The organism is Symbiopectobacterium sp. Eva_TO (assembly GCF_053848865.1).
Genome location: NZ_JBSPEY010000004.1, coordinates 3,776,538 through 3,801,999 on the forward strand (window position 1 = coordinate 3,776,538; position 25,462 = coordinate 3,801,999).

The following is a 25,462-nucleotide window of genomic DNA, read 5'->3' on the forward strand; positions in this document are numbered from 1 at the left end:
TTTCATTTACGCACCTTTGCTAAGAAAGATAATGCCTTTACTGATGGCAACTGATGTTTAACGTTACTGAACGCGCTGACTTTAATTATGAATATCAGGCAATGTTTGTTTTGACTGATTCCAAACATAAGCACTTCACTGCATGAGATATTATTAACTCGCTAATTAATCTTTCGATATGACCATAAAAAATGGCTTTCATATCTTTTTTTTATCGTGGTGAAGTCAGTTAACCTGAGCAGCATTACTTTCTGTTATTTAGCTTAGGATGTTTCCCAAGCTAAATAAAATCGTATAAACCTATCAATATTTAATCATTAATATCTTTTTCCTATCATTGTTATTTTATTGATCTGCAGGAACGATCAATAAAAGGAGGGGGCGGTGAGAAATGTGTAACTCTTTTGGCTCATTATAATTTATCTCCTTAATTTACAGATAGTTAAAAGCAGTCTGCAAAATGCACAAACTTTCTGTTATCTATCTTTATAAAAATAAAGTAATGAGGTGCCTTGTCATTTAAAACATAAACATAGGTGGTTAATTCTGTTTTTCTGGTAATGCCTTCAAATAGTTGGCTTTTGTGATATTCTGCCGCTATTTGAGGTTTCCACGTGGTTACTGTTTTTGTTCATTGCCCTCGCTGCCATTCAGATAAAGTTTATCGACATGGCCTTAGTCCAACTAAGCGCGAACGCTTCCGGTGTCAGTGCTGTCGCCGTGTATTCCAGCTTACCTACCGCTATGAAGCGCGAAAGCCGGGAGTCAAAGAGCAGATCGTTGATATGGCCTTCAACGGTGCCGGTGTTCGCGATACCGCCAGAACGTTGAAAATCGTCATCAATACGGTCATCCGGGCTTTAAAAAGCTCTCGCCCCGCAGGATAACGTCTTCTCCCGTTGCTCACGCCGACGTCGCCCTTATCTGTGAACTTGATGAGCAATGGAGCTTCGTTGGCAGTCAGGCGCTACAGCACTGGCTCTGGTACGCTTACAATACCAAAACGGGCGGTGTTCTGGCCTACACTTTTGGCCCCCGAACCGATGAGACCTGCCGTGAATTGCTGGCTCTGTTGACACCGTTCAACATCGGCATGATTAACAGTGACAACTGGGGCAGCCATGCAAGAGAGGTTCCGAAGCAGAAACATCTGACTGGCAAGATCTTCACGCAACGCATAGAGCGCAATAACCTGACGCTCCGTACCCGCATTAAACGACTGGCGCGTAAAACGATTTGCTTCTCGCGCTCCGTCGAGATCCACGAAAAAGTCATCGGAGCCTTCATCGAAAAACACATGTTCTACTAATTGGAGTCATTACCAAAAAATTAACGGGTATCTATGACTGAAACACTTTCAGCATTCCTGATGTAGCCCCCTGTAACACCAGACAGTAGCTGTATCTCCAGATAAGAGATAGGCTTAGATATATGTCTAACAATCATGCTAATTTTGAAATGACCGGGATCCTGTTAGGGCAAGAAGTCCGTAAGCGTAAAACTCCGCAAGAGAAAATCGCCATCATTCAGCAGACAATGGAGCCGGGGATGAACGTCTCCCATGTAGCCCGCCTGCATGGCATCCAGCCCAGCCTTTTGTTTAAGTGGAAGAAGCAATACCAGGAAGGAAGCCTCACCGCCGTTGCGGCCGCAGAAGAAGTGGTTCCAGCTTCGGCGCTGGCGACTGCCCTCAAGCAGGTCCGGGAGCTACAGCGCCTTCTGGGTAAGAAGACGATGGAAGTTGAGATCCTCAAAGAAGCAGTGGAGTACCGCCAGTCGCGAAAATGGATAGCGCACGCGCCCTTGTTGCCAAAAGACGGGGAATAGCTCTGGTCAGCCGCGCCATGAGCGTGTCGCGTGCGCAGCTGTCACTGCGGGTTAACCGTTCTGCCGACTGGCTGGACAGGCGCAGCAACCGGCGTAATGACGAAGCTGATGCTGAGATATTATCGGACATCCTCCGTATCATCAGCGACATGCCCAGTTACGGTTACCGCCGAGTGTGGGGTATCCTGCGTAAGCAACGTCGTGCAGAGGGACTTCCACCGGTGAACGCCAAACGGCTTTACAGGATAATGAGCGAGCATAACCTGCTGTTGTTGCATGATAAAACTGAACGTCCGAAGCGGGAGCATAAAGGCAAAATCGCGGTAGCAGAGAGCGATATGCGCTGGTGCTCAGATGGCTTCGAGTTCGGTTGTGACAACGGCGAGAAGCTGCGGGTGACGTTCGCACTGGACTGCTGCGACCGGGAGGCCATAGACTGGGCAGCGAGCACCAGGGGTTATGACAGTTCAACCGTGCAGGATGTGATGCTGAGGTCGGTGGAAAAACGCTTCGGTAGCGCGCTGCCGGATAAACCAGTGCAATGGCTGACGGATAATGGTTCAGCGTACACAGCGCATGAAACGCGGAAGTTCGCCAGAGAACTGAATCTGGAGCCCTGCACAACAGCAGTGAGCAGTCCACAGAGTAACGGCATGGCAGAACGGTTCGTGAAGACGATGAAGGAAGATTACATCGCCTTCATGCCAAAACCCGATGTGCGAACAGCGCTGAAGAATCTTGCAGCGGCGTTCAATCATTACAATGAAAACCATCCGCACAGTGCGCTGGGATACAACTCCCCAAGAGAATATCGGCGCCAGCGGGCATCGTTAACTTAAGATACAAAAGCTGTCCGGAGATGGTGGGTCAAGATCACACTTTCAGCATTCCCATCATCCGCTTATCGCCGCAATCAATATCACACTAGGCTGTGTCCCTTAATTACCTGAGTTATAGTAACCGTATGTTTCCACAGTATATTGAACTATGGCTCGCTACGACCTTCCCGATGAAGCATGGATGATCATCCACTCTTTACTGCCTGCTGAACCAGCAATACCACGTGCCGGACGTCCATGGGCAGAACATCGTAAAATCATCAATGGTATGTTCTGGATTCTGTGCTCAGGTGCTCCATGGCGTGATTTACCTGAGCGATATGGTCCGTGGAAAACCGTATATAACCGCTTTAATCGGTGGTCAAAATCGGGTGTGATTAACATTATTTTCAACAGGTTACTTTCTGCTCTTGATGCGCATGGTCTCGTTGACTGGTCTGCCACGGCGCTGGATGGCAGTAATATCCGGGCGCTGAAATGTGCTGCCGGTGCTCAAAAAAACATCCCGATATCGCCGGAGATAACGGTCTGGGTCGCTCTCGCGGTGGTTTTGGCACCAAAATCCATCTGGCAACAGACGGAAGTGGTCTCCCGTTAAACATCCTGCTGAGCCCCGGACAGGCTCACGAAAGCCAGTTCGCATTACGTCTTCTGGACGGTATTGGTGTTCAGCGCCAGAATGGCAGCATGAAGCGTCGTGGTTATGCGGTGCTGGCTGACAAAGCTTATTCAGGGCATGCACTACGCAACGAGCTGAAACGAAAGGGGATAAAGGCAGTCATCCCCCGAAAAACGAATGAAAAAATGGCTTCGAACGGGCGCTCACGGTTCGCCAGTGGCGCTTACCGTCATCGCAATGTAGTGGAAAGATGTTTTGGCCGATTAAAAGAATACCGCCGTATTGCCACACGTTATGACAAAACGGCGAGGAATTATCTGTCGATGGTTAAACTCATATCGTTATACACATCTTTCTAACGCACTGTTTAATCAATGAGTTACGGGTTTATCTCAGAGTGGCATTTTGAACCTCAAAAAGCCAATGGGATGGCTTGAATGCCTTAATTCACGGGGTTCTGAGCATCCTGTTCAAAAAATGGCCAAAAGATGTGTATAACGATATGGGTTAAACTGGGCTGCATCCGCCTCTTTTACAAGAAGTTATGCAATTAAGGGACACAGCCTAATAATAGATAACACTGAACTACCTCTTTATACCCTCGCCGATATTCCTCGGCATCATTAATACATCAATCCATATAGTTAAACGGAGAACGCCATGCAATATGCCTTTGCAGGGTGGCCTATTGCTGGCCGCTCGGAAACACAATTAGACCGAATTATTAACATCATTAAAGCCGCTGCTAAATGGCTTAAAGACACTCTTAATCAGAGAGGTGAGCCGTAATGAAATCGAATCCGTATTTTATCAAGGCACAAGAGCTATGCAGGGAAGCCGTTCTTTACGTAAACAAAGAGAAATGGATTTCAGCTATGAAATTATTGCGGAGGGCGAAACATGCTTAGCCTAAACAAGTTATCAGCAATTCGAAAAATCATGGAAGAGATGCCGGATGAGGTAATTGAGGACTGTTACGCAGAGGCTGAGCAATTGGCGGAGAAGTCTATCGAAAGGTTTCGTGATCCGCTCAGAAAGCATTGGCCTGATGCTTACACAGAGCAAGCCTGTGAGTACATGGAAGATAGCGACGTTGATTATCAGGAAACAGAAAGCCACCGCATATTCGACGCCATATTTCACCGCGTGAAGGTGGAGCGGGCTTTTTGGATTTATGACAGGCAGAACAGCACGGAGGATGCAGCATGAGCACAGCATTAGCAACAATGGCTGGAAAACTGGCTGAGCGTCTCGGTATGGAGCAGGATACAGATTTGATGGATACCCTTAAGAATACGGCGTTCAAGGGGGGTAACGTCACGGACGAGCAATTTACCGCCCTACTTATCGTTGCCAACCAGTACGGGCTTAACCCGTGGACGAAAGAGATTTACGCATTCCCTGATAAGGGCGGCATTGTTCCGGTTGTTGGTGTAGATGGTTGGGCGCGGATCATTAACGAACATCCTCAGTTCGACGGAATGGAATTCAGCTACGATAAGGACGAGGGCGCATCGACTTGCAGGATTTACCGCAAAGATCGCAAACACCCCTCTGTAGTTACCGAATACATGGGCGAGTGTAAGCGCAATACCCAGCCGTGGCAATCACACCCCACCCGCATGCTGCGCCACAAGTCACTTATTCAGTGCGCACGCATGGCATTTGGCTTCGCGGGCATTTACGACAGTGACGAAGCGGAGCGGATTATAGAAAGCACGCCAGCAAGTGTTGTTGCTGGACAAGAGACGGATGAGCGCCGCCCTGCACTCATTGCCAGGTGCGAAGAGGCGGCGCAACTGAGCATGGAAGTCTTCGCTGAAACGTGGAAGAGCCTCACTCAGGAAGAGCGCCAGATTATCGGCAAGGCAGAGAAGGAGCGCATCAAGAAAAGCATTCCCGTCGACGCAGAATATAGTGAGGTGGATCATGCAACAGCGGAGTGATGAATGGTTTGCCGCCCGTTGCGGTAACGTGACCGCCAGTCGCTTATCTGACGTGATGGCAAAAAACAAATCGGGCTATTCCGCCAGCCGCCAGAACTATATGGCAGAGCTTATCTGCCAGCTACTGACCGGAAAGATCGAAGAAAGTTACTCAAACGCCGCCATGCAGCGCGGCACTGAACTTGAACCGGTAGCGCGGGAGATGTACCTGCTTAACCAGTTTGACGCAGAAGTGACGGAGGTCGGGTTTATTCTTCACCCTGATATCGTAGGATTTGGCGCATCACCTGATGGTCTTGTGGGGGATGATGGTCTGATTGAAATCAAGTGCCCCAATACATGGACGCATTTAGAGACCATTAAGACAGGCAAACCAAAACAGCAATATCTGCTCCAAATGCACGCACAAATGATGTGTACGGGCAGGAAATGGTGTGATTTTGTCAGCTATGACGATAGGCTACCGCCAGACCTTGCCTATTACCAGTTGAGAATTCATCAGGACGATAAACGGGTTGCTGAAATAGAGGAGGCGTTAATGCAGTTCCTGGCTGAACTTGAAAGAGAACTTGAGGCTATTAGACATTTAGCCAAGGTAGCCGCATGAGTGCATGCACGTCGTCGGGCGGCTGTGCAAACAGGTGAGTCGCCTGACGCGAGAGGGGGAGTTGCTGAAAGCTGGAGGGTCGAGCAGGAATCGAACCCGCATCTTACGGTTGGGGAACACGTACGCTCTTCCACACTAAGCTACCGACCCAAGGTGGCAGAATTGATTAAAGGGCTGTAACGAGAAAAGCTTTCACAACCAGAGAGAGAATACCCAAAATTCCAGCGCTCAGCATCCAGCGCATTAACTTCTGCTCAGAGCGGATACCCGCCATCTCAAGCTGTAAGTCCTTGCGGACTAAAGATATCTGAGCTTCAGTTTTCTCGAAGCGAGCCTGCATCTGAGCTTCGTTCTTCTCGAAGCGAGCGTCAATATCCTTACGGACATCGGCTATCTCTGTGGATAGCTCCTTACGCACATCTGCTATCTGCGCGTCGGTCTTCTCAAAGCGGGCTTGCATCTCTTTGCGCACATCCTCAAGGTCACGCTTGGTAGCAAGGTCTGCAACCTCATGGGACTGACGCACGACAAGGGTTATAGCCTTGGCCTGCTCTCTATTAAGACCAGAGCTTTCCAGCTTCTCGACGAACTCTTGAGTATCAAATGCAACCTGGCCCATGGGAAATCCTCCTGTGTTAAGCCAAGTGTAAGCGATCTGACCGCCAATCTGCAAAATTTTACCCGTTAGTTCTCTAATAACCACATCCGTTTAATTATGGAGAAGTCGTTATGACCAAAATCACCAAAACACAACTCATGCTTTTTAAGTCTGCTGATTCAGATATCGAGCTACAGGGAACGCTTTATCAAGGCAAACCGGTGTTCTTCGCCGTCGAACTGGCAAAGGCTCTTGGATATAACGACCCACACCAGGCACTCAGCAAGCATTGTAAATCACTGATTAAACTTGATTCCGTCGAAACGACGGAATTGAATTTAGGCTTTTATCCGAAAGGCATCATTCTTGCGCCGGAATCCGACCTCTACCGTCTGATACTGAAAAGCAAGCTCCCCTCTGCCGAACGTGTGCAGGATTGGGTATGCGAAGAGGTGTTACCGGCATTACGTCAGCAGGGCAGCTACAGCATGAAGACAGCTCACCGTGACGAAGGTAGCGGCCTACCAGAATATCGCAAGGCGCGTGCTATGCAAATCCAGATGGAGATAGCCGAAAAGACCTTCCAGTGGGCTACAGGGCTTTCCGACGCCGCACGCCAAGCCGTTATCACCGGACTGATCAACCCGATCGCTGGACATGAAGTGATTCCAGTACCTGTGATTGAGGAAAAGCACTATACCGCTACGCAAATCGGCAAGATGTTCAATGTCTCGGCGAACAAGATTGGTCGTATCGCCAACGACAACAATATGAAAACGGAGGAGTACGGCGAATACTATCTGGACAAATCGCACTACAGCAACAAGCAGGTTGAAGCTTTCCGCTACAACGATAAGGCACTGGAAAAGTTCAATGACATTTTGCTTGCGGAGTTGGAGGCGGCAAACAGCGGACTCGTATAGCCATAAACCGAAACCCACCACCCCATTGACGAAATAAGAAATCATGCGCTATAGTCACTCTGCATCTGCAAATTCAGGTGCCGGAATTGCAAACCCGTCGATGAAACCGCGACAACGACACGCCGCGAGCGTGTTTTTTGTTGCCTGAAAGCTGCACCTCTATGGTGGGCTGGATGGGGGAGCCTCACGGCTCGCCGGGCGGTTTCTCCGGTTTTTGCAGCCCCGTTCAGCTCACCACCAATGAGTCTGCAAACTCTGGTGGTGATAACACAAAGAAACCATCGGAGTTCATCATGATACTTCAAACATCTCTTGCCGCTCCCAAAGTTACTATTCACAACGGTAAAGCTGTAACTACATCACTGGACGTTGCTGATTATTTTTGCAAGCTGCACAAGAACGTTATACGTAGCATTGAATCGCTCGATTGTTCCCCAAAATTCACTGAGCTCAATTTTGAGCCGAGTGAATACGCCGACAGCACAGGCCGCAAACTTCCAATGTATACCATGACCAAAGACGGCTTCGTCTTCCTCGTCATGGGCTTCACGGGCAAGAAAGCAGCAGCGTTCAAGGAAGCTTACATTGCGGAGTTTAACCGCATGGAGGCTCAATTATATGCACCAACATCTGATGAATCGATAAAAGTTACCATCCCCTCGGAAGGCCGCTGGTTAGTTTGCTACCAGCATAGACACCACAGAGTAATCAATATCGATGGTAAAGATTGTGTTGATGGCGAGTATATCCGAAAACTCCGACACGATGTTCATCTGCTCGTTCAGACACTACAAGATTTTGGCTATCGCACATTAGTTATGTCTGGTGATGCCAGCCCTACGCGCTTAGACAAACCTCTTATCGAAAAACACTAATCCACTAACCACTAACCACTAACCACTAACCACTAACCACTAACCACTAACCACTAATCCCTCCCCGGTATCGTGCCGGGGTTCCATTATCGTTTTAACCAACGAGGTATATCTGTATGCAAAATTTAACCATTGCACAAACATTAACCATGTCCAGCGTTGAAATCGCTCAGTTGGTTGGAAGCCGTCATGGCGATGTTAAACGCAGCATCGAAAGACTCGCGGCATCCATGGTAATCCAACTACCGCCAATGGCGAAAGTTGAAAATAAACAATCAAATAGCCCTAACCGGTTTTCTGAAGCTTACATTTTTGAGGGAGAACAAGGCAAACGCGACAGTATTATCGTCGTCGCTCAACTTTGCCCTGAGTTCACCGCCCGTCTGGTTGACCGCTGGCAAGAGCTGGAGAAGCTGGCAGCCCAACGAGCATTGCCAGAAAACTACATCTCAGCATTGGAAGCTCTGCTTGAGTCGAAAAAGAGTGAAGCAGCGCTGGCATTGGTTAACAAAAAGCAAGAAGAAGAGATTCATTGCCTGCAAAACCTCTTTCAGGTCGGCATGACGCCCGTCCAGTTCTGCAAGCAACTTAACGGCACCTCGTTATACACATCTCTGTTCGTGCCTGAGCGCGCGTAGCGTTTCGGCGGCCGTCATGACTTTCTGCAAGCCTTTCCAGATAGTTTTTGCGCCTGGTTCACCGTCGCCTTTTCGAGCAAGAAAGCCTCCCAGTTGCGCAACTAAGCGCAATACTTCGTTTAGCTTAGGGCGGCCCTTGGGCATACGCTTGTTCATCAGTAGGTAAGCGCCATGAGTCTCGTCGGAATCAAAGAACAACATTGCGTCCAGCTCTGGACAGGTTCGTCCCATACGCATTAAATAGGCGATGCGCCATGCCACGATCATGAACAGCGCCAATGCCCGCTCAATGCGATCCACGGTCGATAACTGTAACGCTTCGACACAGCAGCCGTTCTTCAGCACATTGAAGAACATCTCGATTTCCCATCTAGCCCGATACCAGTCGATCAGCTCCACGATATCTTCTCGTCCTTCAGGTACGCGATTGCTCAGCAACCGCCACTCGACCGGCTTCACGCCTGCTGGCGGCTCAATTTCCTTGGCTATCACACAAGTCACTGCCAACCCGCAACGCAGCGGCACTCGCTTCACGCGCAGCGCCTGTTTCACCGTACGCGCCTTCTGCCCCGCGCGAGCCGCCATAACGAATTGGATTTCTCCCACCGGCACGGTCTTTCCAACCTTCTGCCAAAGCTTCTCATTACAGTCCAGACTGCGATTATGAGTCGAGCGGATCAACCAGTCAGCCTGAGTGCCAAGGTCATCAGCGAGCTGCATCAACGCCTTGATATCCGCTTCGCGATCGGCTAAGTACACCAGACGTGTGTTTGGCAACTCCGAGGCGAGTTCAGCAACTCGCTCGTATCCCTCGAGCCAGCGCGTACTCTCCTTGAGCCCATCGCGTTTTCCGTCTGCATCCTTCGGCTCTCTTGCCCACATCCACGCATCCAGTACGCCCAACCCCACGCGATCCGGACTGACCGCGTAGGTCGGATGCAGGTACAGACCACGCCTGGCTTCGTAGTTCAAGGGACCCAAGCCTTGGATTTGCTGCCCGTTGAAGTCAAGCTCGGTAGTGTCTTGGATACACAGCACAACCTCGTGTTCTCGGATCCTTTCCTGCGTACGCTGCCAGTGAGGTTGCAGAATGTCTCGCCATTCGAATGCTTGTGTAGTGGTCAACTAATATTGGCCACCGCATTAGACTGTATGTAGAACAGTCGCTCAGATTCGTTTGGAGTTAAGCCGCCGTTATACCAGTGAGGCCGGATAGCGCTGTAATACCCCGTGATGTAGCGGATAATCGCGTCCTGGGCTTCGCTGAAGCTGTTGTAACCCTTTGTCGGCACCCATTCTGTCTTCAGGCTGCGGAAGAACCGCTCCATTGGCGCATTATCCCAGCAGTTACCCCGCCGACTCATACTCTGCTTTATCCGGCAGCGCCACAGGGCTTGCCGGTATTGACGGCTGGTATAGTGGCTGCCCTGGTCGCTGTGGAACATGACTCCTGTTGGTTGTCCCCGGAGTTCCCAGGCCATCTGCAACGCTTTAACTGTCAGCGCCGAGTCCGGCGACGTCGACATGGCCCAGCCCACCGGTTTGCGGGCGAACAGATCTAGCACCACCGCAAGGTAAGCCCAGCATTTGCCCGTCCAGATGTAGGTCACATCGCCGCACCAGACCTGATCCGGCGCGGTAACCGCGAACTGGCGGTTGAGATAGTTCGGTATTTCAACGTGTTCATTGCCGCCGCGTTTGTATTTGTGAGCCGGTCGCTGGCAGCTGGCGATACCCAGCTCCTTCATCAGCTTGCCAGCCAGCCAGCGCCCCATTTTGACACCGGAGCTGCCGGTGACGATGGTCGCGATACTTCGAGCGCCGGCAGAGCCGCCGCTGGCGTTCCAGGCTTCCATGACGCGGCTACACTTAACCACGCGCTCACCGTCGGGTTCATTAGCGGAAGCCTGCCAGTGCCTGTAGCTGCTGCGATGTACCTCAAAAGTTTGGCACAACGCCGTGACCGGGTATCGCGCCCTCAGCCTGTCGACTACCGTGAACCGTTGAGTGAGTCCGACATTAAGAGCGCCGTAGCCTTTTTTAGGATTTCGTTCTCCATTTCAAGGCATTGGACTTTTTTCTTCATCTCACGCAGCTCGAGCTGTTCAGGGGTAAGAGGAAGTCCCGTTGGCGTTTTTCCCTGTCGTTCAAGGCGAAGCTTATTGACCCAGCGACTAATGGCAGAATGGCTGACATTAACCGCCTCTGCGGCCTTAACGTATGTGTAGCCGTGGTCGACAACCAGCTTTGCGGCTTCGAGCTTAAATTCCGCCGTAAAATGTTTACCCATGAGGTCACCTGTCGTGTTGATGAGGTGAGCATATCACCTCCGATCAGGTGGCCAGTATCAGTGTGCCACTACATTGGTTCTCCATGAAGCGGTAAGCACCCAGCGTCTCAGACCATCCGAGGCACGCATGCGGAATGCTGGCTTGCGGATTCTCAGCCAGCCGTATCAAAAGCCCTTTGGCACGCTTATTGAGCCTCGTGTCACCAAGATTTACCCCTTCCAGTTCTTGGTGTGCCCAGCCATCTGAATCCCGTGTCATTTTTCAGCGCCGTAAATGGCGATAGTACACGTCGGTTTCACTTCATTTACAACCCCACTGGCTGCCTATTTCAGCCCGCTAACCCTTGGCATATAAGGCGTTGCGGACTTGTGTATAACGAGGTGACTTAACGGGGTGAATGTGATGGGGGTAAATCTGTTTCTGGCAGAGCGTAATTTCCTCTACGACGGACAGAAAGAGGAAAACAAACCTTATGAGTGGCGTGTAAAGGCTTATGCGCGCGATAAATATTTCACCGAAAAAACGGTCACCGTTAACACCGAAAAGGGCAAGAAGCAATTTTATGAAGTCATTCTTTTAAAAGAAGGTGCCAAATGGCTGTATCGCCACTATCTGAAAGGCGAGCTTCCGATGAAGAAAGGCTGGAACGGTGAATTTACCCACGATAAATATCTTCAGGTCGCATGAGGAAAAATTATGAAGCAATCACAAGAAGTTATCGTTGCCCGCATTATCGCAGCATCTAAAGATATTGTCGCGTGCGAAAAGGCGATGGTAACGCTGAAAGATATTTATCGTACCGCCATGTATCAATATTTCCGTAAGCATGGTGACCCTGGCATTGATGGCGGTCGACTTAGCCCGGGCTTTGTTGAATAAACAGATTTTATGCTACCAGCCCAGTAAAACGATTGTTTCCAGCAACGTAAAATCATGCAGTTAAGCATCATGAGAAAACGGAATGCCTGAGGTGATAAGCATTTTCTACCAAAATGGGCATAGTAAAACAGCACGATTCCCTATTATTCAACAAAGCCCTTAGCCCGGACAAACCGGAATATGAGGGAGTTATTAAACATACTGCCCCTTATTTTATCGCCCTCCTTAAGAAAAAACGTGAATTATACAATGCCCGTCGTCGTCACAGTCGGGCAACTCAGGCATTAATCAAATATCAAATGGAGAAGGCCCATGAAACCTAAAATACCCAAACGGATAAGAGAGCGGGAGAAGCGATTTAAGCGCTTATACCGTGAAGGACTTATCCATGCAAGACGCATACGACAAACCGGTTATTTATCAATACGACTTTCCCTCTACTGGCGCATGTTATCGAAAGATAATGGGCAGAGTTGGAAAACCATGAGTCATGCAAAATACGACACTCAAATAACAATCTAAAAACGGGAGCACCCATGAATTATGCATTCGCGGGTCATGCTGCCCTCATGGGGAGCTATCACCCGGAAGAAACTCACCTGGATAAATTGGTTAAATGGCTGCGAAACGCATACCGAAAGGTTATCGATATCCTCGAACAGGCAGGCAAGCCTATCAGAACTGCTTCAGTACGTTAATCAAGGCGGTTGCACGGCAGCCTGAAATCACCTTCACCAGCACACCCTGTGTGCCACGTTCACGCCCCCATTTCTACGATTTTTAAATCCTACCGCCAGCTCACCGCCATGACGAACGGTTGGGCGGCTTAATTTTAGCAGAGGTCATTATGGCATACATCACCTTATCCGAGTGGAACCGGCGGCAACCCCGTCCGCGTTGTATGGAAACCGTCAGGCGATTGGTCAGGAGCGGAATGATTTTTCCCGCACCGATACGAGATGGGCGCGAGTACCTGGTTGACGAAAATGCCTGCAAGCTCACCCAGAACAAAAACATTGGCCCATCCAGCGCCCTTCACCCCACCCTGTTATCGAGGATAAGACATGGCACGCCGGAGAAGTCATAAGAACCGCGATTTGCCGCCAAACCTGCAACCGCGCAATGGCGGCTATTTTTGCTACCGTGACCCACGCACAGGAAAAGAATATGGCCTGGGCCGCCATCGACAGGAGGCCATTACGCAAGCCATAGCCGCCAATATGGCAATTTATGGCTCATCAAAACAATCACCGCTCGTTGACCGCATCAACGGCACACAGGTGACCACAGTGAGTCAATGGTCTGAACGTTATCTGAGGATACTCGAAGGACGGAAACTCAAGCCGACAACGATGAACGAGTACAATAAATACCTGAAAGCCGTTAACGCCCATTTAGGTGAGTTTGCTATTCATAAAGTAGAAACCAAAGACATTGCCTCGTTCCTTAATCAGTGGGTAAAGGCAGGAAAACCGACAATGGCAAACCGCATCAGAACATTGCTGCTTGACTTGTTTCGTGAGGCCATTGCTGAAGGGGTCACCAAAAGCAATCCAGCCGAAGCTACGCGCAACCAGCGTGTAGAAATTCAACGCGAGCGCATAACGTTGGACGATTGGAAGGCTATCCGTAAAGCAGCAGATAAATTACCCGCATGGGTTGGCCCCTGCCTTGACCTGGCTCTACTCACAGGACAACGCCTAAGCGATGTTCAGGGCATGTGCTGGAGTGATTACCGAGATGGACGTCTTTACGTCAGACAAGAAAAAACAGGCATGATGTTGGCCATCGCGGAAACAACCCGCCTTGAATGTCTGAATCTTTCCCTTTTAGATGTGCTTCAGCAATTAAGAATATTAAATAATGGTAAATCTCACATTGTGGCGGATGAAAAACACAGTGTTCTCGCTAAGAGAACATTATCTGAAGTATTTATGAAAGCGCGTCGTGGATCAGGTTTGAAATGGGAAGGCACTGCTCCCTCTTTTCATGAAATCAGAAGTTTGTCAGCTCGCTTATATACTGAAGAGAAAGGGAAAGACTACGCACAAAAACTATTAGGGCATAAATCAGCAACCATGACCGACAAGTACCGAGATGTACGTGGCTCAGAGCATATCGTTATACACATCTTTCTAACGCACTGTTTAATCAATGAGTTACGGGTTTATCTCAGAGTGGCATTTTGAACCTCAAAAAGCCAATGGGATGGCTTGAATGCCTTAATTCACGGGGTTCTGAGCATCCTGTTCAAAAAATGGCCAAAAGATGTGTATAACGATATGGGCTCAGAGTGGACAGAGGTGTAATTATTTCGATCGAATTTCGAGTAATTTCGATCGATTAATTGTAAAAACCTGAATAAAAAGGATAATATTTCTCCGCCGATGTTGGAGCAACTGCTGCGTGAAGCGCATCAGCGGGGAGACAGCGCCCTGTGGCTTGAGGTGATTAGCAGCAATGCGGCAGGCATAGCCTTGTATGAAAGGATGGGGTTTACTCGGCAGGACACCCTGTGCGGCTTTACTGCACCACTGGCGAGTGGAACACTAAACATTACGGTAACATTAACGCGTTGCGATCCGGTCACCGTTATCGGCAGCATGATCGCAGCATCTGATGACGCGTTACCCTGGATGATCGATCCTTTGGGCACGGTCGCACTGCCGGCACAAGGATATCGCTGGGGCAATGACGCTTACGCCATTGTTGCCACCGCGTTTACCAAGCCACAGTTGCGGGCGCTTCATGTCACGCCTGCCGCCCGGCGGCAAGGTCATGCACGACGGGTACTTCAGGCCATATCGTTATACACATCTTTTGGCCATTTTTTGAACAGGATGCTCAGAACCCCGTGAATTAAGGCATTCAAGCCATCCCATTGGCTTTTTGAGGTTCAAAATGCCACTCTGAGATAAACCCGTAACTCATTGATTAAACAGTGCGTTAGAAAGATGTGTATAACGATATGACTTCAGGCACTGGCCGCGCAGTTCGAGGGGATTTCAACGCCTGTCGCCGTGCCGCAGGCGTTGACTCTGTTATTTTTACAAGCAGGCTGGGAACAGCATCCGATTACCCAATTTTTGCTGTGCCATTCGCTGTCGGAGTCTGAAAGCTGAATATAAGGCACAGGGTGCGCCTTTATCACTGAAACGGTGAGATATCACCGGTACCTTCACGCACAACAACCGGCGTGGAGTCAGTCAAATCAATTACCGTTGTGGGTTTTTGCCCCAAAAATCCACCGTGGATAATCAAATCTATCCGTTTGCCCAAATGATCCTGAATTTCCTCCGGATCGGACTCCGCAAAATCATTGCCCGGTAGCATCAATGTAGTCGACATCAGCGGCTCATTCAGCGCTTCCAACAGCGCCAGCGCAATCTCGTTAGAAGGCACACGCAAGCCGATGGTTTTGCGCTTTTCACTCATCAATCGACGCGGCACCTCTTTGGTGGCTTTCAAAATAAAGGTGTAGTTACCGGGCGTATTGTTTTTGATCAGGCGAAATGCTGCATTGTCCACATAGGCATAGGTGGATATTTCGGAAAGATCTCGACACACGATGGTGAAGTTGTGGTTGCTGTCCAGATGGCGAATTTGGCAAATGCGCTCCATCGTATTTTTCTCCCCCAGCATACATCCTAATGCGTAACCGGAATCGGTGGGATAAACCAGCACACCACCTTTACGCAGCACGTCAACAGATTGATTGATCAACCGTGGCTGAGGGTTTTGTGGATGAATATAAAAAAACTGACTCATGATACGTTATATGAACGCATCCCGTTTGCAAGGCATCCATTATTTTGACATTGACGGGTAGGTTGCAGCTTTATATCCGGCTTTTTTGCAGCCATAAAGCTGCGAGCCACTATGTAATCCGCTGACTCACGCCTCATTTCCTTAGCGAGCTTTAAGCTCAAAAAATCATTCAGGTTTAGCGAGTCCCGGTCTTACCTGTCTTTGTCATCACGCTGGCCACCAGAGCAACCTTTTTGCATTCACCCTTTTTAAGAGTAAATAGTTATCGGTATCAGTGATTAATAGGGCCTGATACTGACATGATTTTTATCGTACTTACGCTCATGGGCGGCTAGCGCCCACACAGTTCGCGCCAGCTTATTTGCCATCGCCACGATAGCCACACCGGTCGGACGCCGTTTTTTAAGTTCCGTTATCCATGGCCCAGGCTCTTTAGCAACTAACGAAGCGGCTCTTGCCCCATGGATAAACAGCGTTCGCAGATAGGTGTCACCACGTTTGCTTATCCCCAGCAGCCGAACTTTCCCCCCGGAACCCGTCTGCTTCGGCACCAGACCGACATAAGCAGCGAACTGTCTGCCGGATTTAAACGCTGAGGCTTCCCCCATGGTGGCAACTGCCGCTGTGGCGATTAACGGCCCCACGCCGGGAATTTCCATCAGCCGTTTACAGGTTTCGTTCTGCCGGGCCACGCTGTTAAGCTGTTTTTCAAGGCCATCTATCAGCATGTCCAGCTCATTCAGTCTGTTGTACTGGTCTTCCAGCACGGTGATGAGATACGGCGGCAGCTTCGTTTTCAGCCGCTCCAGTGCAGCCGGTAGCTCCCTGTCCATCGCTGCCCGACCTTTATGGATGGTTTCGCCAAACTCCAGTAATGTTCCGTGCAGCGCGTTAATCTGTGCAGTTCTGAACTTCACCTGTTGTCTGCGTGAACGGTGCAGAACCAGTACCGATTGCTGTTCTTCCGTTTTTACGGCTATCGCCTTGCCTGGCTGCTGTACCGCCATCCAGATAGCGCGGGCATCCATGACATCATTCTTGTTGCCCATGACGAACGCCTTGACGAACCGTCCCTGCATCAGCCGGACTTTATGCCCCAGCTTTTCCAGTTCCCGGGCCCAGTGCTGAGAGCCTCCACAGGCCTCCATGCCAATCAGGCAAGGCTCCCGGTTACTGAAGAACGTCAGAAAATCCTTGCTGCGCAGCTGCTTGTCCACCACTTCACCTGTGTGCTCATTGACGAAGTGAACCTGAATCAGATGCTTTGCGATATCAACGCCAACCGGTGTATATTTCATGCTGTGGAGTCTCCAGTCTGAGGGAGCTTTATGCATCCCGTATTGGGCACCATGATGCCGGAAATCTGCGAGGCTCCACACCTGCCGACTTCACTCTTTCAACCATCATTCTGCTCCGCGCTTAAAGAGGTGGGATGCGTTCATTACATTTCCTTAAACTTCGAATTTAGCGCGACATTTCGCATCCGTCGCGGTGCAACGCGTCTGCGGTCAACGGCAGTGCTGCCAGCACGGGATGTTGCCACACAGGCGTTACACCGCCAGGCAACCAGAGCTTGCGTCCCAACTCTATCCAGGCACAGGGACGGTTAAAATCAGAACCCTGCGAGGCATAGAGCTGAAAATCCTGCGCGTAACGCGCCAGTTGAGTTCGTTCGTCCGGCGCTTGTTGGCACTGGGCTACTTCCATCGCATCCCCCGTAGCTGCCACAAAACTGGCCAGCACCCGCTTGAGCCATTTGGGAGACAAATCATAGCGCCCAGGATGTGCCAGTACCGCCACACCGCCCGCATGATGAATAACATCAACGGCTTCTGCTATTGTACACCACTGCGGCGGGACATATCCGGTTTTCCTTTTGCCAGATAGGATTTGAACACCTGCCCCACATTGCTGGCTTTGCCCTGCTCCACCAGAAAACGGGCAAAATGACCACGTGTGATTTCTCCCTCTCCGGCAAGGCGCTGTGCCCCTTCCAGTGCGCCCGGAATACGCGCCTTCTCCAACCGTTCACTGATTGCCTGTGCACGCTGCCAGCGGCGCTCCTTCTGCTGTTCGAGCAGATGCGTCAGGGCGATGTGTTCGGGATCAATACCTAAACCGACAATATGAATCTCATGATTTTCCCGCAGGGTGGAGATCTCAACCCCAGGCACCAGCCGTAACGGCAGATTCAATGCGGCTATCGCCTTCTGCGCGGCAGCCACGCCTGCCAAGGTATCGTGATCGGTAATCGCCAGAACACCAACGCGCATCTCAACGGCACGTTGTACCAGTTCGCCGGGCGACAGTTCTCCATCCGAAGCGGTAGTGTGGCTGTGCAAATCAAACAGCGGACTGGGAGACAGAGCAACGGAAAGTTCGGACACACAGGCACCTATGGTTGTGAATGCTACTCAGGGGATCTGAGACGTGGGACATCATGCCATAAAACACCGCCGGAGGGGAACCACACGACTGCGGTGCTATACCGATAAAATAAAATGTGTTAACCCGTTGACAATGCGCTCATGAACTAGTTAACTAGTACGAAAATTCAGCAAATAGGTGGAAATGTGATAATGGCAACGCACTTTCTCGCAGTGGTAAATAGCAGCCTGCGCGGCAGCTTCAAAACCGGTGGTTGGTGTCGCTCTTCCCTGTGGCGGGTGGAGTATTAACGCATAGCTGTTATCACAACATGCAAAATCTCTAAACCCGCTTAATTAGCGGGTTTTTTTATGACTTATTGCTGTGCGATGACGTAAAACCGACATAAAACAAACAGCAGACAACCTGAGTAGCGACGATGCAAACATCAGCAACGATATCTTCATCCACCGATAAGCCGCAGCTTGAACTGCTGCGCATCAAAGCCGCTTATCGCGATAATCCGAGCGCGGTTTTTCATCAGTTGTGCGGCGCCCGGCCAGCCACGCTGCTGCTAGAATCCGCTGAAATTGATAGTAAACAGGATCTGAAAAGCCTGTTGATCATTGATAGCGCACTGCGTGTCACCGCACTGGGGCAGCAAGTCTCCATTCAAGCATTGACTGCTAATGGCGCGACACTACTGCCACTGCTTGACCAAATGTTACCGGCAGATATTGATGTCGCCGTGCGCCCCAACGGCCGTGAATTAATCTTCCCTGCGGTTGATACCCTTCAAGACGAAGATGCGCGTCTGCGTTCGCTGTCCGTGTTTGACGCACTGCGTCTGCTGAAAACGCTGGTAACCAGCCCTGCTAATGAGCGGGAAGCCATGTTCTTCGGTGGTCTGTTTGCTTACGATTTGGTTGCCGGGTTTGAAACGTTACCGCCACTGAGCCAACAGCAGCGCTGCCCGGATTACTGTTTTTATCTGGCAGAAACCTTGTTGATTCTGGATCACCAACAGCGCGTTAAACATTTACAGGCCAGTCTGTTCACGCCTGATGGCACCGAACGTCAACGCTTACAACATCGTCTGGCACAGTTAGGGCACCAGTTGCAGCAGCCAGCACCCGCGCTGCCACGCCAGACGTTAGTGGATATGGCGCTCAGTTGTAACCAGAGCGACGAAGAATACGGTGCCGTGGTACGTCAAATGCAGGAAGCAATTCGCATTGGTGAAATCTTTCAGGTGGTGCCGTCACGCCGTTTCTCCCTGCCATGCCCATCGCCACTGGCCGCGTACAAAACGCTAAAAGAGAACAATCCCAGCCCCTATATGTTCTTTATGCAGGATCAGGACTTCACCTTGTTTGGCGCATCGCCTGAAAGCTCGCTGAAATACGACGCGGATTCTCGTCAGATCGAAATCTACCCCATTGCCGGTACGCGCCCGCGTGGCCGTCGCGCGGATGGTTCACTGGATCGCGATCTCGACAGCCGTATCGAGCAGGAAATGCGCACTGACCATAAAGAGCTGGCAGAACACCTGATGCTGGTCGATCTGGCGCGTAACGATCTGGCGCGTATCTGTGAACCCGGTAGCCGCTACATGGCCGATCTGACCAAAGTGGATCGCTACTCTTTCGTGATGCATCTGGTTTCCCGTGTTGTCGGCACGTTGCGTAAGGATTTGGATGTACTTCACGCCTACCGGGCCTGCATGAACATGGGCACGCTGAGCGGTGCACCAAAAGTACGCGCTATGCAACTGATTGCCGAAAGTGAAAAAACGCGACGCGGTAGCTACGGCGGCGCAGTGGGCTATTTCACTGCTCACGGCGATTTGGACACCTGCATCGTTATCCGCTCTGCCTATGTTGAAGACGGTATCGCGACCGTTCAGGCCGGAGCGGGCGTGGTGCTCGACTCGCAGCCGCAAGCGGAAGCGGACGAAACCCGAAACAAAGCACGCGCGGTACTTCACGCCATTGCCACGGCTCACCATGCCGAGGAGATCTTCTGATGGCCAATATCCTGTTGCTCGATAACATTGATTCTTTCACCTATAACCTGGTGGACCAACTGCGCGCCAGCGGCCATAACGTGGTGATTTACCGCAATCAGGTGCCGGTGGACACCATCATTGCTCGACTGAAAACACTGGAAAAACCGGTTCTGATGCTCTCGCCCGGCCCAGGCACGCCGGCACAGGCCGGTTGCATGCCTGCGCTGTTAACCCAACTGCGTGGTCGCTTGCCAATTATTGGCGTCTGTCTGGGGCATCAGGCGATTGTTGAGGCCTATGGCGGCCACGTGGGCCAAGCCGGTGAAATTCTGCACGGTAAAGCCTCGGCCATTGAACACGATGGTCAGGCGATGTTCCAGGGATTGCCTAATCCCTTGCCGGTGGCACGTTACCACTCCCTGGTGGGCAGTCAGGTGCCGGATGAACTAACCGTCAATGCCCATTTTAATGGCATGGTTATGGCAGTGCGTCACGACGCCGATCGCGTCTGCGGCTTCCAGTTTCACCCCGAATCTATCCTGACTACTCACGGTGCCCGTCTGCTGGAGCAGACGCTGGCGTGGGCGCTGGCATAAGCCTTATCGCGACCCACAACGAAAAACATTACCGAATTTAAGGATATATTATGTACGCTTCTGTAAATATTCTGACCGCCGCTCCGTTCGATGCCACACTGGAAAAACAGGCCATTCTGGAAAAACTGTTTGGTGCTCAGGCCATTTCTCGCGCTGAAAGTCAGGCGCTGTTCAGTGCGATTGTGCACGGCGAGTTAGAGCCTGCACAGTTGGCCGCCGCCCTGATCAGCATGAAGGTGCGCGGCGAGCACCCGGAAGAGATCGCGGGTGCTGCTGCTGCCTTACTGGCGGACGCGCAGCCTTTCCCACGCCCTGATTACCTGTTTGCCGATATCGTCGGCACCGGCGGGGATGGCACCAACAGCATTAATATCTCAACGGCCAGCGCATTCGTTGCCGCCAGTTGCGGCGTGAAGGTTGCCAAGCACGGTAACCGCAGCGTCTCCAGCCGTTCCGGATCTTCCGATCTGCTGTCTGCATTCGGCATTAAACTGGACATGGCACCTGAACAATCACGTCAGGCGCTGGACGATCTGGGTGTCTGCTTTTTGTTTGCACCGCAATATCACACCGGATTTCGCCACGCGATGCCAATGCGTCAGTTGCTGAAAACCCGCACGCTGTTTAACGTGCTGGGCCCGCTGATTAATCCGGCGCGCCCGCCGCTTGCGCTGATTGGGGTTTACAGCCCGCATCTGGTGACGCCCATCGCCGAAACACTGCGTGTGCTCGGCTATCAACGCGCTGCTGTCGTGCACGGCGGGTGGTATGGATGAAGTCGCGTTGCACGCCCCTACTCAGGTAGCGGAACTGCGCGATGGGAAGGTGGAAACCTACGAGCTGACCCACCGTGATTTTGGTCTCGAGAGCGCCCCGCTTTCTGCACTCCAGGGCGTGCTGCCCGAAGAAAACCGTGATATTCTGGCGCGTCTGTTACAAGGCAAAGGTGAACACGCGCACGCAAATGCCGTGGCCGCCAACGTTGCATTACTGTTGCGTCTGTTCGGACAAGAAGATGTGCGCCAGAACGCGCAGCAGGCATTGGATGTTATTCACAGCGGGCAGGCTTATCAGCGCGTGACAGCGCTCGCAGCCAGAGGGTAAAGGTGCTATGCAAGAATCAGAACTGAACAAGACCGTACTGGGTAAAATCGTAAAGGATAAAGTGAGTTGGATTGTTGCGCGTCAGCAAGCACAGCCGTTATCCAGTTTTCAAGCGGATCTTGTTCCTAGCCAGCGCGATTTTTATGCGGCGCTCAAACATAAAAAGCCCGCGTTTATTCTGGAATGCAAAAAAGCATCGCCTTCCAAAGGGCTGATTCGCGAAGATTTTGATCCGGTGGCCATTGCTCGCGTCTACAGCGATTACGCCTCCGCCATCTCGGTGCTGACCGATGAGAAATATTTTCAGGGAAGTTTTGATTTTTTACCGCGCATAAGCGCCGTCGTCAGACAACCGGTACTGTGCAAAGATTTCATCATCTCGGAATACCAGATTTATCTGGCGCGCCATTATCAGGCCGATGCCATTCTGCTGATGCTCTCCGTACTGGACGATCACGAATACCGAGAGCTGGCCCAGGTGGCACACAGCCTGAAAATGGGCGTGTTGACAGAGGTGAGTAACGAGGCTGAGCTGGAACGGGCTATCGCGCTCAAAGCCCGCGTGGTCGGTATCAATAATCGCGATCTGCGCGATTTGTCTATCGATCTCGCTCGTACTTGCACACTGGCACCGCGTTTGCCTAAAAATGTTACGGTTATCAGTGAGTCCGGGATTCATAACGCGGCACAAATCCGCGAGCTCAGCGCCTACGCTAACGGCTTTCTAGTCGGCAGTTCGCTGATGTCAGAGCCCAATCTGTCGTTGGCGGTGCGCCGTCTAATCCTGGGTGAGAATAAAGTGTGCGGACTCACGCGTGCTATGGACGCCGCGGCGGCGTACAACGCCGGTGCTGTGTACGGTGGCTTGATTTTCGTGCCCTCCTCGCCACGTTATGTGACACCGGAATTCGCACCAACAGTAATGTCCGGTGCACCGTTGCGCTACGTTGGCGTATTCCGTAACGCGCCCACCGCTGAGATTGCACAGACGGCCCGACACCTGGGATTGTTCGCCGTGCAACTGCACGGCAACGAAAATCAGACCGCCATCGATGAGCTGCGTGCGTTGCTGCCCGGTACCTGCCAGATTTGGAAAGCGCTCAGCGTTGAAAAAAACTGCCCAAACGCGATTTTGCCGGTGTGAATCGCTACTTGTTCGATAACGGACAAGGTGGCAGCGGGGAGCGTTTTGACTGGAATTTATAGCATGAAGCCGATCTGAGTAACGTGCTCCTGGCGGGGGGCGTGAATGTGTTCAATAGCGCTAAAGCCGCACAGTTTGGTTGCGCCGGACTGGACGTTAATTCAGGTGTCGAAAGCGAACCCGGGATCAAAGACGCGGTGAAAATACATGCCGCTTTTGCCCCACTCTATCCGCAATAATCGCCCGGCAGTACGGCGCGACACGCTTTTATTTCTCGATTAGCACTGACAGGACAGACAGGAAAATTATGACGTTACTTAATCCTTACTTTGGTGAATTCGGCGGACAATATGTGCCGCAGATACTGATCCCCGCGCTACAACAATTGGAACAAGCCTTTGTTGACGCACAAAAAGATCCTGAATTTCAGGCCACCTTTACCGATTTACTGAAAAACTATGCCGGTCGCCCAACGGCGCTCACCCGTTGCCGTAACCTGACCCAGGGCACTCGCGCCACGCTGTATCTTAAACGGGAAGATCTGTTGCACGGCGGTGCACATAAAACCAACCAGGTGCTGGGTCAGGCGCTGTTAGCCAAGCGCATGGGGAAAACCGAGATCATCTCTGAAACCGGCGCAGGACAACATGGTGTAGCAACCGCGCTGGCATGTGCCCTGCTCAACCTGAAATGTCGCATCTATATGGGGGCTAAAGACGTTGAACGTCAGTCACCCAACGTGTTCCGTATGCGTCTGATGGGTGCCGGTGCACAGCGGCTCTTCCACGCTGAAAGATGCCTGTAATGAGGCGTTGCGCGACTGGTCCGGCAGTTATGACAAGGCGCACTACCTTTTAGGCACCGCAGCCGGCCCGCACCCGTTCCCGACGATTGTGCGTGAATTTCAGCGCATGATTGGCGAAGAAACCAAAGCGCAGATTCTGGAGCACGAAGGGCGTCTACCTGATGCTGTTATCGCCTGCGTCGGTGGCGGCTCCAACGCCATCGGCATGTTTGCAGATTTTATCGAAGAAACCCCGGTGCGTTTGATTGGCGTTGAACCAGCGGGGCTGGGTATTGAAAGCGGGCAACATGGCGCCCCCCTAAAACATGGTCGCGTCGGGATCTACTTTGGGATGAAATCGCCCATGATGCAAACGTCCGACGGCCAAATCGAGGAGTCCTACTCCATTTCTGCCGGACTGGATTTCCCGTCAGTGGGCCCCCAGCACGCCCACCTGAACAGCATCGGGCGCTCCGACTACGTCTCTATTACCGATGATGAAGCACTCGACGCGTTTCAGGAATTGTCCCGCCATGAAGGGATCATTCCAGCGCTGGAATCTTCCCACGCGTTGGCACATGCCTTGAAGATGATTCATCAGGAGCCTGGGAAAGAGCAACTGCTGGTGGTTAACCTCTCTGGCCGTGGCGATAAAGACATATTTACAGTGCACGATATTTTGAAAGGTCGGGGGGAGATCTGATGGAGCGTTATCAACAACGATTTGCGCAGTTGGCGGAAAAGCAGGAAGGTGCCTTTGTTCCCTTCGTCACCTTGGGCGATCCGACCCCGGCACTCTCATTGCAGATTATCGACACACTGATTGATGCCGGTGCCGATGCCCTAGAATTAGGCATCCCGTTTTCCGATCATCTGGCGGACGGTCCCACGATTCAAGCCGCGACATTGCGCGCCTTCGAGGCGGGAGTGACTCCAGGCCACTGCTTTGAGATGCTGGCGGCCATCCGCCAGAAGCACCCCACAATGCCTATTGGCCTGTTGATGTACGCCAATCTGGTCTTCAGCAATGGTATCGATGCCTTTTACCAGCGCTGTGCCGATGCAGGGGTTGATTCTGTGTTGATCGCCGACGTGCCGATTGAAGAATCTGCGCCCTTCCGCGCGGCCGCGTTGCGACACAACGTTGCACCCATCTTTATCTGCCCGCCTAACGCCAATGACGCCTTGCTCAGAGAGATTGCCTCTCATGGCCGTGGTTATACTTATCTATTGTCACGTGCGGGCGTGACGGGCGCGGAGAAGCGCGCTGAGCTACCGTTACACCACCTGATAGCCACACTGACGGAATATCACGCTGCCCCTGCCCTGCAAGGCTTTGGTATTTCCGAACCGTCACAGGTAAAAGAGGCTATCGCTTCCGGTGCCGCAGGTGCTATTTCAGGCTCAGCCATCGTACGTATCATCGAGCAGCATCGTCATCAGCCAGAAGTGATGCTGGCAAAACTGCATGATTTTGTCAGCCGTATGAAAGCCGCCACACGCGGCTAATTCAGGCTTTTTTCCCTTCCCCGTCAGGTTCCTTTCTGGCGGGGACAGCATTTTTCACTGCGTTATCCCGAAAACCCCACCGTTTATCGAATCTGTTCCCGCATATGGCAGTGGAAAAAATATTTTTTTGCACTGACAAT

At 51.4% G+C, this 25,462-nt stretch carries 25 protein-coding genes, 1 tRNA gene, 5 pseudogenes and 1 other annotated feature; of the genes and pseudogenes, 23 read left to right on the forward strand and 8 right to left on the reverse strand.

The annotated features are described in order from the left end of the window. The first annotated feature begins 614 nt into the window (after positions 1–614). From ACWWJF_RS22325 to ACWWJF_RS22355, 7 genes are all read left to right on the forward strand, one after another. A protein-coding gene (locus ACWWJF_RS22325; RefSeq protein ID WP_455870603.1) for an IS1 family transposase occupies positions 615–1,309 on the forward strand; the annotation gives its coding sequence in 2 pieces (ribosomal slippage) (positions 615–858 and positions 858–1,309; 696 coding nt in all). A 149-nt stretch (positions 1,310–1,458) separates the two neighbouring features. After that, a protein-coding gene (locus tag ACWWJF_RS22330; RefSeq protein WP_455871216.1) for an IS3 family transposase occupies positions 1,459–2,666 on the forward strand; the annotation gives its coding sequence in 2 pieces (ribosomal slippage) (positions 1,459–1,780 and positions 1,780–2,666; 1,209 coding nt in all). Between the two features lie 148 nt (positions 2,667–2,814). Continuing rightward, positions 2,815–3,644 (forward strand): IS5 family transposase gene (locus ACWWJF_RS22335; RefSeq protein WP_455870604.1). Its coding sequence is split into 2 segments (ribosomal slippage): positions 2,815–3,160 and positions 3,160–3,644, totalling 831 coding nucleotides; the frame shifts between segments, so codons are not numbered across the junction. 301 nt (positions 3,645–3,945) lie between these two features. After that, positions 3,946–4,074, forward strand: a complete 129-nt coding sequence (locus ACWWJF_RS22340) for a protease FtsH-inhibitory lysogeny factor CIII (RefSeq protein ID WP_222159407.1) — start codon at positions 3,946–3,948, stop codon at positions 4,072–4,074. A 111-nt stretch (positions 4,075–4,185) separates the two neighbouring features. Further along, entirely contained in the window at positions 4,186–4,494 is a 309-nt protein-coding gene (locus ACWWJF_RS22345) for a hypothetical protein (protein ID WP_455870605.1), read from the forward strand. Further along, a complete protein-coding gene (bet, locus tag ACWWJF_RS22350) occupies positions 4,491–5,231 on the forward strand; it encodes a phage recombination protein Bet (protein ID WP_455870606.1) in 741 nt (246 codons plus the stop codon). Before ACWWJF_RS22345 ends, bet begins: the two co-directional genes overlap by 4 nt. After that, the gene (locus ACWWJF_RS22355; RefSeq protein WP_455870607.1) at positions 5,215–5,838 is read left to right on the forward strand and encodes a lambda exonuclease family protein; all 624 of its coding nucleotides are present in this window, start codon (positions 5,215–5,217) and stop codon (positions 5,836–5,838) included. Before bet ends, ACWWJF_RS22355 begins: the two co-directional genes overlap by 17 nt. A 72-nt stretch (positions 5,839–5,910) precedes the next feature. Here ACWWJF_RS22355 and ACWWJF_RS22360 read toward each other — a convergent pair. Both ACWWJF_RS22360 and ACWWJF_RS22365 read right to left on the reverse strand, forming a co-directional pair. Continuing rightward, positions 5,911–5,988 (reverse strand) — tRNA-Gly (locus tag ACWWJF_RS22360). A 16-nt stretch (positions 5,989–6,004) separates the two neighbouring features. Then, positions 6,005–6,457 (reverse strand): hypothetical protein, encoded by a 453-nt coding sequence (locus ACWWJF_RS22365; RefSeq protein WP_455871217.1) that lies wholly within the window; start codon positions 6,455–6,457, stop codon positions 6,005–6,007. A 110-nt stretch (positions 6,458–6,567) separates the two neighbouring features. On the opposite strand from ACWWJF_RS22365, the gene ACWWJF_RS22370 reads away from it, so the two are divergent. The 3 genes from ACWWJF_RS22370 (at position 6,568) to ACWWJF_RS22380 (ending at position 8,872) form a co-directional block, all read left to right on the forward strand. Further along, a complete protein-coding gene (locus ACWWJF_RS22370) occupies positions 6,568–7,359 on the forward strand; it encodes a BRO-N domain-containing protein (protein WP_455870608.1) in 792 nt (263 codons plus the stop codon). A 161-nt stretch (positions 7,360–7,520) separates the two neighbouring features. After that, a complete protein-coding gene (locus ACWWJF_RS22375; RefSeq protein WP_455870609.1) occupies positions 7,521–8,234 on the forward strand; it encodes a Rha family transcriptional regulator in 714 nt (237 codons plus the stop codon). Between the two features lie 116 nt (positions 8,235–8,350). Next, positions 8,351–8,872 carry a Rha family transcriptional regulator gene (locus tag ACWWJF_RS22380; RefSeq protein WP_455870610.1) on the forward strand — a complete coding sequence of 174 codons (522 nt, stop codon included), beginning with the start codon at positions 8,351–8,353 and terminating at the stop codon, positions 8,870–8,872. Here ACWWJF_RS22380 and ACWWJF_RS22385 read toward each other — a convergent pair. The 3 genes and pseudogenes from ACWWJF_RS22385 to ACWWJF_RS22395 all read right to left on the reverse strand — a co-directional run. Continuing rightward, positions 8,837–9,976, reverse strand: a pseudogene (locus ACWWJF_RS22385) (IS4 family transposase); the annotation flags it as partial. The gene ACWWJF_RS22380 and the pseudogene ACWWJF_RS22385 sit on opposite strands and share 36 nt — an antisense overlap. Before the next feature lie 17 nt (positions 9,977–9,993). Further along, a protein-coding gene (locus ACWWJF_RS22390) for an IS3 family transposase (RefSeq protein WP_455868400.1) occupies positions 9,994–11,162 on the reverse strand; the annotation gives its coding sequence in 2 pieces (ribosomal slippage) (positions 9,994–10,907 and positions 10,907–11,162; 1,170 coding nt in all). Positions 11,163–11,205: 43 nt separating this feature from the next. Continuing rightward, positions 11,206–11,421 (reverse strand): IS4/Tn5 family transposase DNA-binding protein, encoded by a 216-nt coding sequence (locus ACWWJF_RS22395; protein ID WP_455870611.1) that lies wholly within the window; start codon positions 11,419–11,421, stop codon positions 11,206–11,208. A 144-nt stretch (positions 11,422–11,565) separates the two neighbouring features. Here ACWWJF_RS22395 and ACWWJF_RS22400 point away from each other — a divergent pair, with 144 nt between their 5' ends. From ACWWJF_RS22400 to ACWWJF_RS22435, 8 genes are all read left to right on the forward strand, one after another. Next, complete coding sequence (locus ACWWJF_RS22400) at positions 11,566–11,850, forward strand: hypothetical protein (protein ID WP_455870612.1); 285 nt, start codon at positions 11,566–11,568, stop codon at positions 11,848–11,850. 9 nt (positions 11,851–11,859) lie between these two features. After that, positions 11,860–12,042, forward strand: a complete 183-nt coding sequence (locus ACWWJF_RS22405; RefSeq protein ID WP_455870613.1) for a hypothetical protein — start codon at positions 11,860–11,862, stop codon at positions 12,040–12,042. 113 nt (positions 12,043–12,155) lie between these two features. Beyond that, a complete protein-coding gene (locus ACWWJF_RS22410) occupies positions 12,156–12,365 on the forward strand; it encodes a hypothetical protein (RefSeq protein WP_455870614.1) in 210 nt (69 codons plus the stop codon). Next, entirely contained in the window at positions 12,355–12,564 is a 210-nt protein-coding gene (locus ACWWJF_RS22415) for a ParE family toxin-like protein (RefSeq protein ID WP_455868414.1), read from the forward strand. The genes ACWWJF_RS22410 and ACWWJF_RS22415 overlap by 11 nt, the downstream gene beginning before the upstream one ends. Before the next feature lie 14 nt (positions 12,565–12,578). Beyond that, on the forward strand, positions 12,579–12,740 hold the full coding sequence (locus ACWWJF_RS22420; RefSeq protein ID WP_455868413.1) for a protease FtsH-inhibitory lysogeny factor CIII: 162 nt from the start codon (positions 12,579–12,581) through the stop codon (positions 12,738–12,740). A 203-nt stretch (positions 12,741–12,943) separates the two neighbouring features. Continuing rightward, a complete protein-coding gene (locus tag ACWWJF_RS22425; protein ID WP_455870615.1) occupies positions 12,944–13,129 on the forward strand; it encodes an excisionase in 186 nt (61 codons plus the stop codon). Continuing rightward, entirely contained in the window at positions 13,107–14,231 is a 1,125-nt protein-coding gene (locus ACWWJF_RS22430; RefSeq protein ID WP_455870616.1) for a phage integrase Arm DNA-binding domain-containing protein, read from the forward strand. The genes ACWWJF_RS22425 and ACWWJF_RS22430 overlap by 23 nt, the downstream gene beginning before the upstream one ends. A 198-nt stretch (positions 14,232–14,429) precedes the next feature. Continuing rightward, positions 14,430–14,900, forward strand: coding sequence for a GNAT family N-acetyltransferase (locus tag ACWWJF_RS22435; protein WP_455870617.1), 471 nt, complete (start codon positions 14,430–14,432; stop codon positions 14,898–14,900). Positions 14,901–15,189: 289 nt separating this feature from the next. Here ACWWJF_RS22435 and ACWWJF_RS22440 read toward each other — a convergent pair whose 3' ends face one another. The 3 genes and pseudogenes from ACWWJF_RS22440 to rnm form a co-directional block, all read right to left on the reverse strand. After that, entirely contained in the window at positions 15,190–15,810 is a 621-nt protein-coding gene (locus tag ACWWJF_RS22440; RefSeq protein ID WP_455870618.1) for an L-threonylcarbamoyladenylate synthase, read from the reverse strand. Between the two features lie 278 nt (positions 15,811–16,088). Then, complete coding sequence (locus tag ACWWJF_RS22445) at positions 16,089–17,108, reverse strand: IS110 family RNA-guided transposase (RefSeq protein WP_455869016.1); 1,020 nt, start codon at positions 17,106–17,108, stop codon at positions 16,089–16,091. A gap of 166 nt (positions 17,109–17,274) precedes the next feature. Then, a pseudogene (gene rnm, locus ACWWJF_RS22450) lies at positions 17,275–18,209 on the reverse strand (RNase RNM). 237 nt (positions 18,210–18,446) lie between these two features. Then, positions 18,447–18,550: a sequence feature (Trp leader region), on the forward strand. Between the two features lie 66 nt (positions 18,551–18,616). On the opposite strand from rnm, the gene ACWWJF_RS22455 reads away from it, so the two are divergent. From ACWWJF_RS22455 to trpA, 5 genes and pseudogenes are all read left to right on the forward strand, one after another. Then, positions 18,617–20,203 carry an anthranilate synthase component 1 gene (locus ACWWJF_RS22455; protein WP_455870619.1) on the forward strand — a complete coding sequence of 529 codons (1,587 nt, stop codon included), beginning with the start codon at positions 18,617–18,619 and terminating at the stop codon, positions 20,201–20,203. After that, positions 20,203–21,885: pseudogene (trpD, locus tag ACWWJF_RS22460) on the forward strand (bifunctional anthranilate synthase glutamate amidotransferase component TrpG/anthranilate phosphoribosyltransferase TrpD). Before ACWWJF_RS22455 ends, trpD begins: the two are co-directional and overlap by 1 nt. 7 nt (positions 21,886–21,892) lie before the next feature. Beyond that, positions 21,893–23,268: pseudogene (trpCF, locus tag ACWWJF_RS22465) on the forward strand (bifunctional indole-3-glycerol-phosphate synthase TrpC/phosphoribosylanthranilate isomerase TrpF). Between the two features lie 68 nt (positions 23,269–23,336). Then, positions 23,337–24,516 (forward strand): annotated as a pseudogene (trpB, locus tag ACWWJF_RS22470) (tryptophan synthase subunit beta). After that, positions 24,516–25,322 carry a tryptophan synthase subunit alpha gene (trpA, locus tag ACWWJF_RS22475; protein ID WP_455870620.1) on the forward strand — a complete coding sequence of 269 codons (807 nt, stop codon included), beginning with the start codon at positions 24,516–24,518 and terminating at the stop codon, positions 25,320–25,322. The pseudogene trpB and the gene trpA overlap by 1 nt, the downstream one beginning before the upstream one ends. The last annotated feature ends 140 nt before the right edge of the window (positions 25,323–25,462 follow it).

Excerpts from the sequence above, each read along its gene's own strand:
- ACWWJF_RS22365 (WP_455871217.1), bottom strand. The coding sequence starts at position 6,457 with ATGGGCCAGGTTGCATTTGATACTCAAGAGTTCGTCGAGAAGCTGGAA.
- bet (WP_455870606.1), top strand. The coding sequence starts at position 4,491 with ATGAGCACAGCATTAGCAACAATGGCTGGAAAACTGGCTGAGCGTCTC.
- ACWWJF_RS22370 (WP_455870608.1), top strand. The coding sequence starts at position 6,568 with ATGACCAAAATCACCAAAACACAACTCATGCTTTTTAAGTCTGCTGAT.
- ACWWJF_RS22415 (WP_455868414.1), top strand. The coding sequence starts at position 12,355 with ATGAAACCTAAAATACCCAAACGGATAAGAGAGCGGGAGAAGCGATTT.
- ACWWJF_RS22340 (WP_222159407.1), top strand. The coding sequence starts at position 3,946 with ATGCAATATGCCTTTGCAGGGTGGCCTATTGCTGGCCGCTCGGAAACA.
- ACWWJF_RS22420 (WP_455868413.1), top strand. The coding sequence starts at position 12,579 with ATGAATTATGCATTCGCGGGTCATGCTGCCCTCATGGGGAGCTATCAC.
- ACWWJF_RS22380 (WP_455870610.1), top strand. The coding sequence starts at position 8,351 with ATGCAAAATTTAACCATTGCACAAACATTAACCATGTCCAGCGTTGAA.
- ACWWJF_RS22425 (WP_455870615.1), top strand. The coding sequence starts at position 12,944 with ATGGAAACCGTCAGGCGATTGGTCAGGAGCGGAATGATTTTTCCCGCA.
- ACWWJF_RS22400 (WP_455870612.1), top strand. The coding sequence starts at position 11,566 with ATGGGGGTAAATCTGTTTCTGGCAGAGCGTAATTTCCTCTACGACGGA.
- ACWWJF_RS22345 (WP_455870605.1), top strand. The coding sequence starts at position 4,186 with ATGCTTAGCCTAAACAAGTTATCAGCAATTCGAAAAATCATGGAAGAG.
- trpA (WP_455870620.1), top strand. The coding sequence starts at position 24,516 with ATGGAGCGTTATCAACAACGATTTGCGCAGTTGGCGGAAAAGCAGGAA.
- ACWWJF_RS22435 (WP_455870617.1), top strand. The coding sequence starts at position 14,430 with ATGTTGGAGCAACTGCTGCGTGAAGCGCATCAGCGGGGAGACAGCGCC.
- ACWWJF_RS22455 (WP_455870619.1), top strand. The coding sequence starts at position 18,617 with ATGCAAACATCAGCAACGATATCTTCATCCACCGATAAGCCGCAGCTT.
- ACWWJF_RS22355 (WP_455870607.1), top strand. The coding sequence starts at position 5,215 with ATGCAACAGCGGAGTGATGAATGGTTTGCCGCCCGTTGCGGTAACGTG.
- ACWWJF_RS22430 (WP_455870616.1), top strand. The coding sequence starts at position 13,107 with ATGGCACGCCGGAGAAGTCATAAGAACCGCGATTTGCCGCCAAACCTG.
- ACWWJF_RS22410 (WP_455870614.1), top strand. The coding sequence starts at position 12,156 with ATGGGCATAGTAAAACAGCACGATTCCCTATTATTCAACAAAGCCCTT.
- ACWWJF_RS22440 (WP_455870618.1), bottom strand. The coding sequence starts at position 15,810 with ATGAGTCAGTTTTTTTATATTCATCCACAAAACCCTCAGCCACGGTTG.
- ACWWJF_RS22375 (WP_455870609.1), top strand. The coding sequence starts at position 7,521 with ATGGTGGGCTGGATGGGGGAGCCTCACGGCTCGCCGGGCGGTTTCTCC.
- ACWWJF_RS22405 (WP_455870613.1), top strand. The coding sequence starts at position 11,860 with ATGAAGCAATCACAAGAAGTTATCGTTGCCCGCATTATCGCAGCATCT.
- ACWWJF_RS22445 (WP_455869016.1), bottom strand. The coding sequence starts at position 17,108 with ATGAAATATACACCGGTTGGCGTTGATATCGCAAAGCATCTGATTCAG.
- ACWWJF_RS22395 (WP_455870611.1), bottom strand. The coding sequence starts at position 11,421 with ATGACACGGGATTCAGATGGCTGGGCACACCAAGAACTGGAAGGGGTA.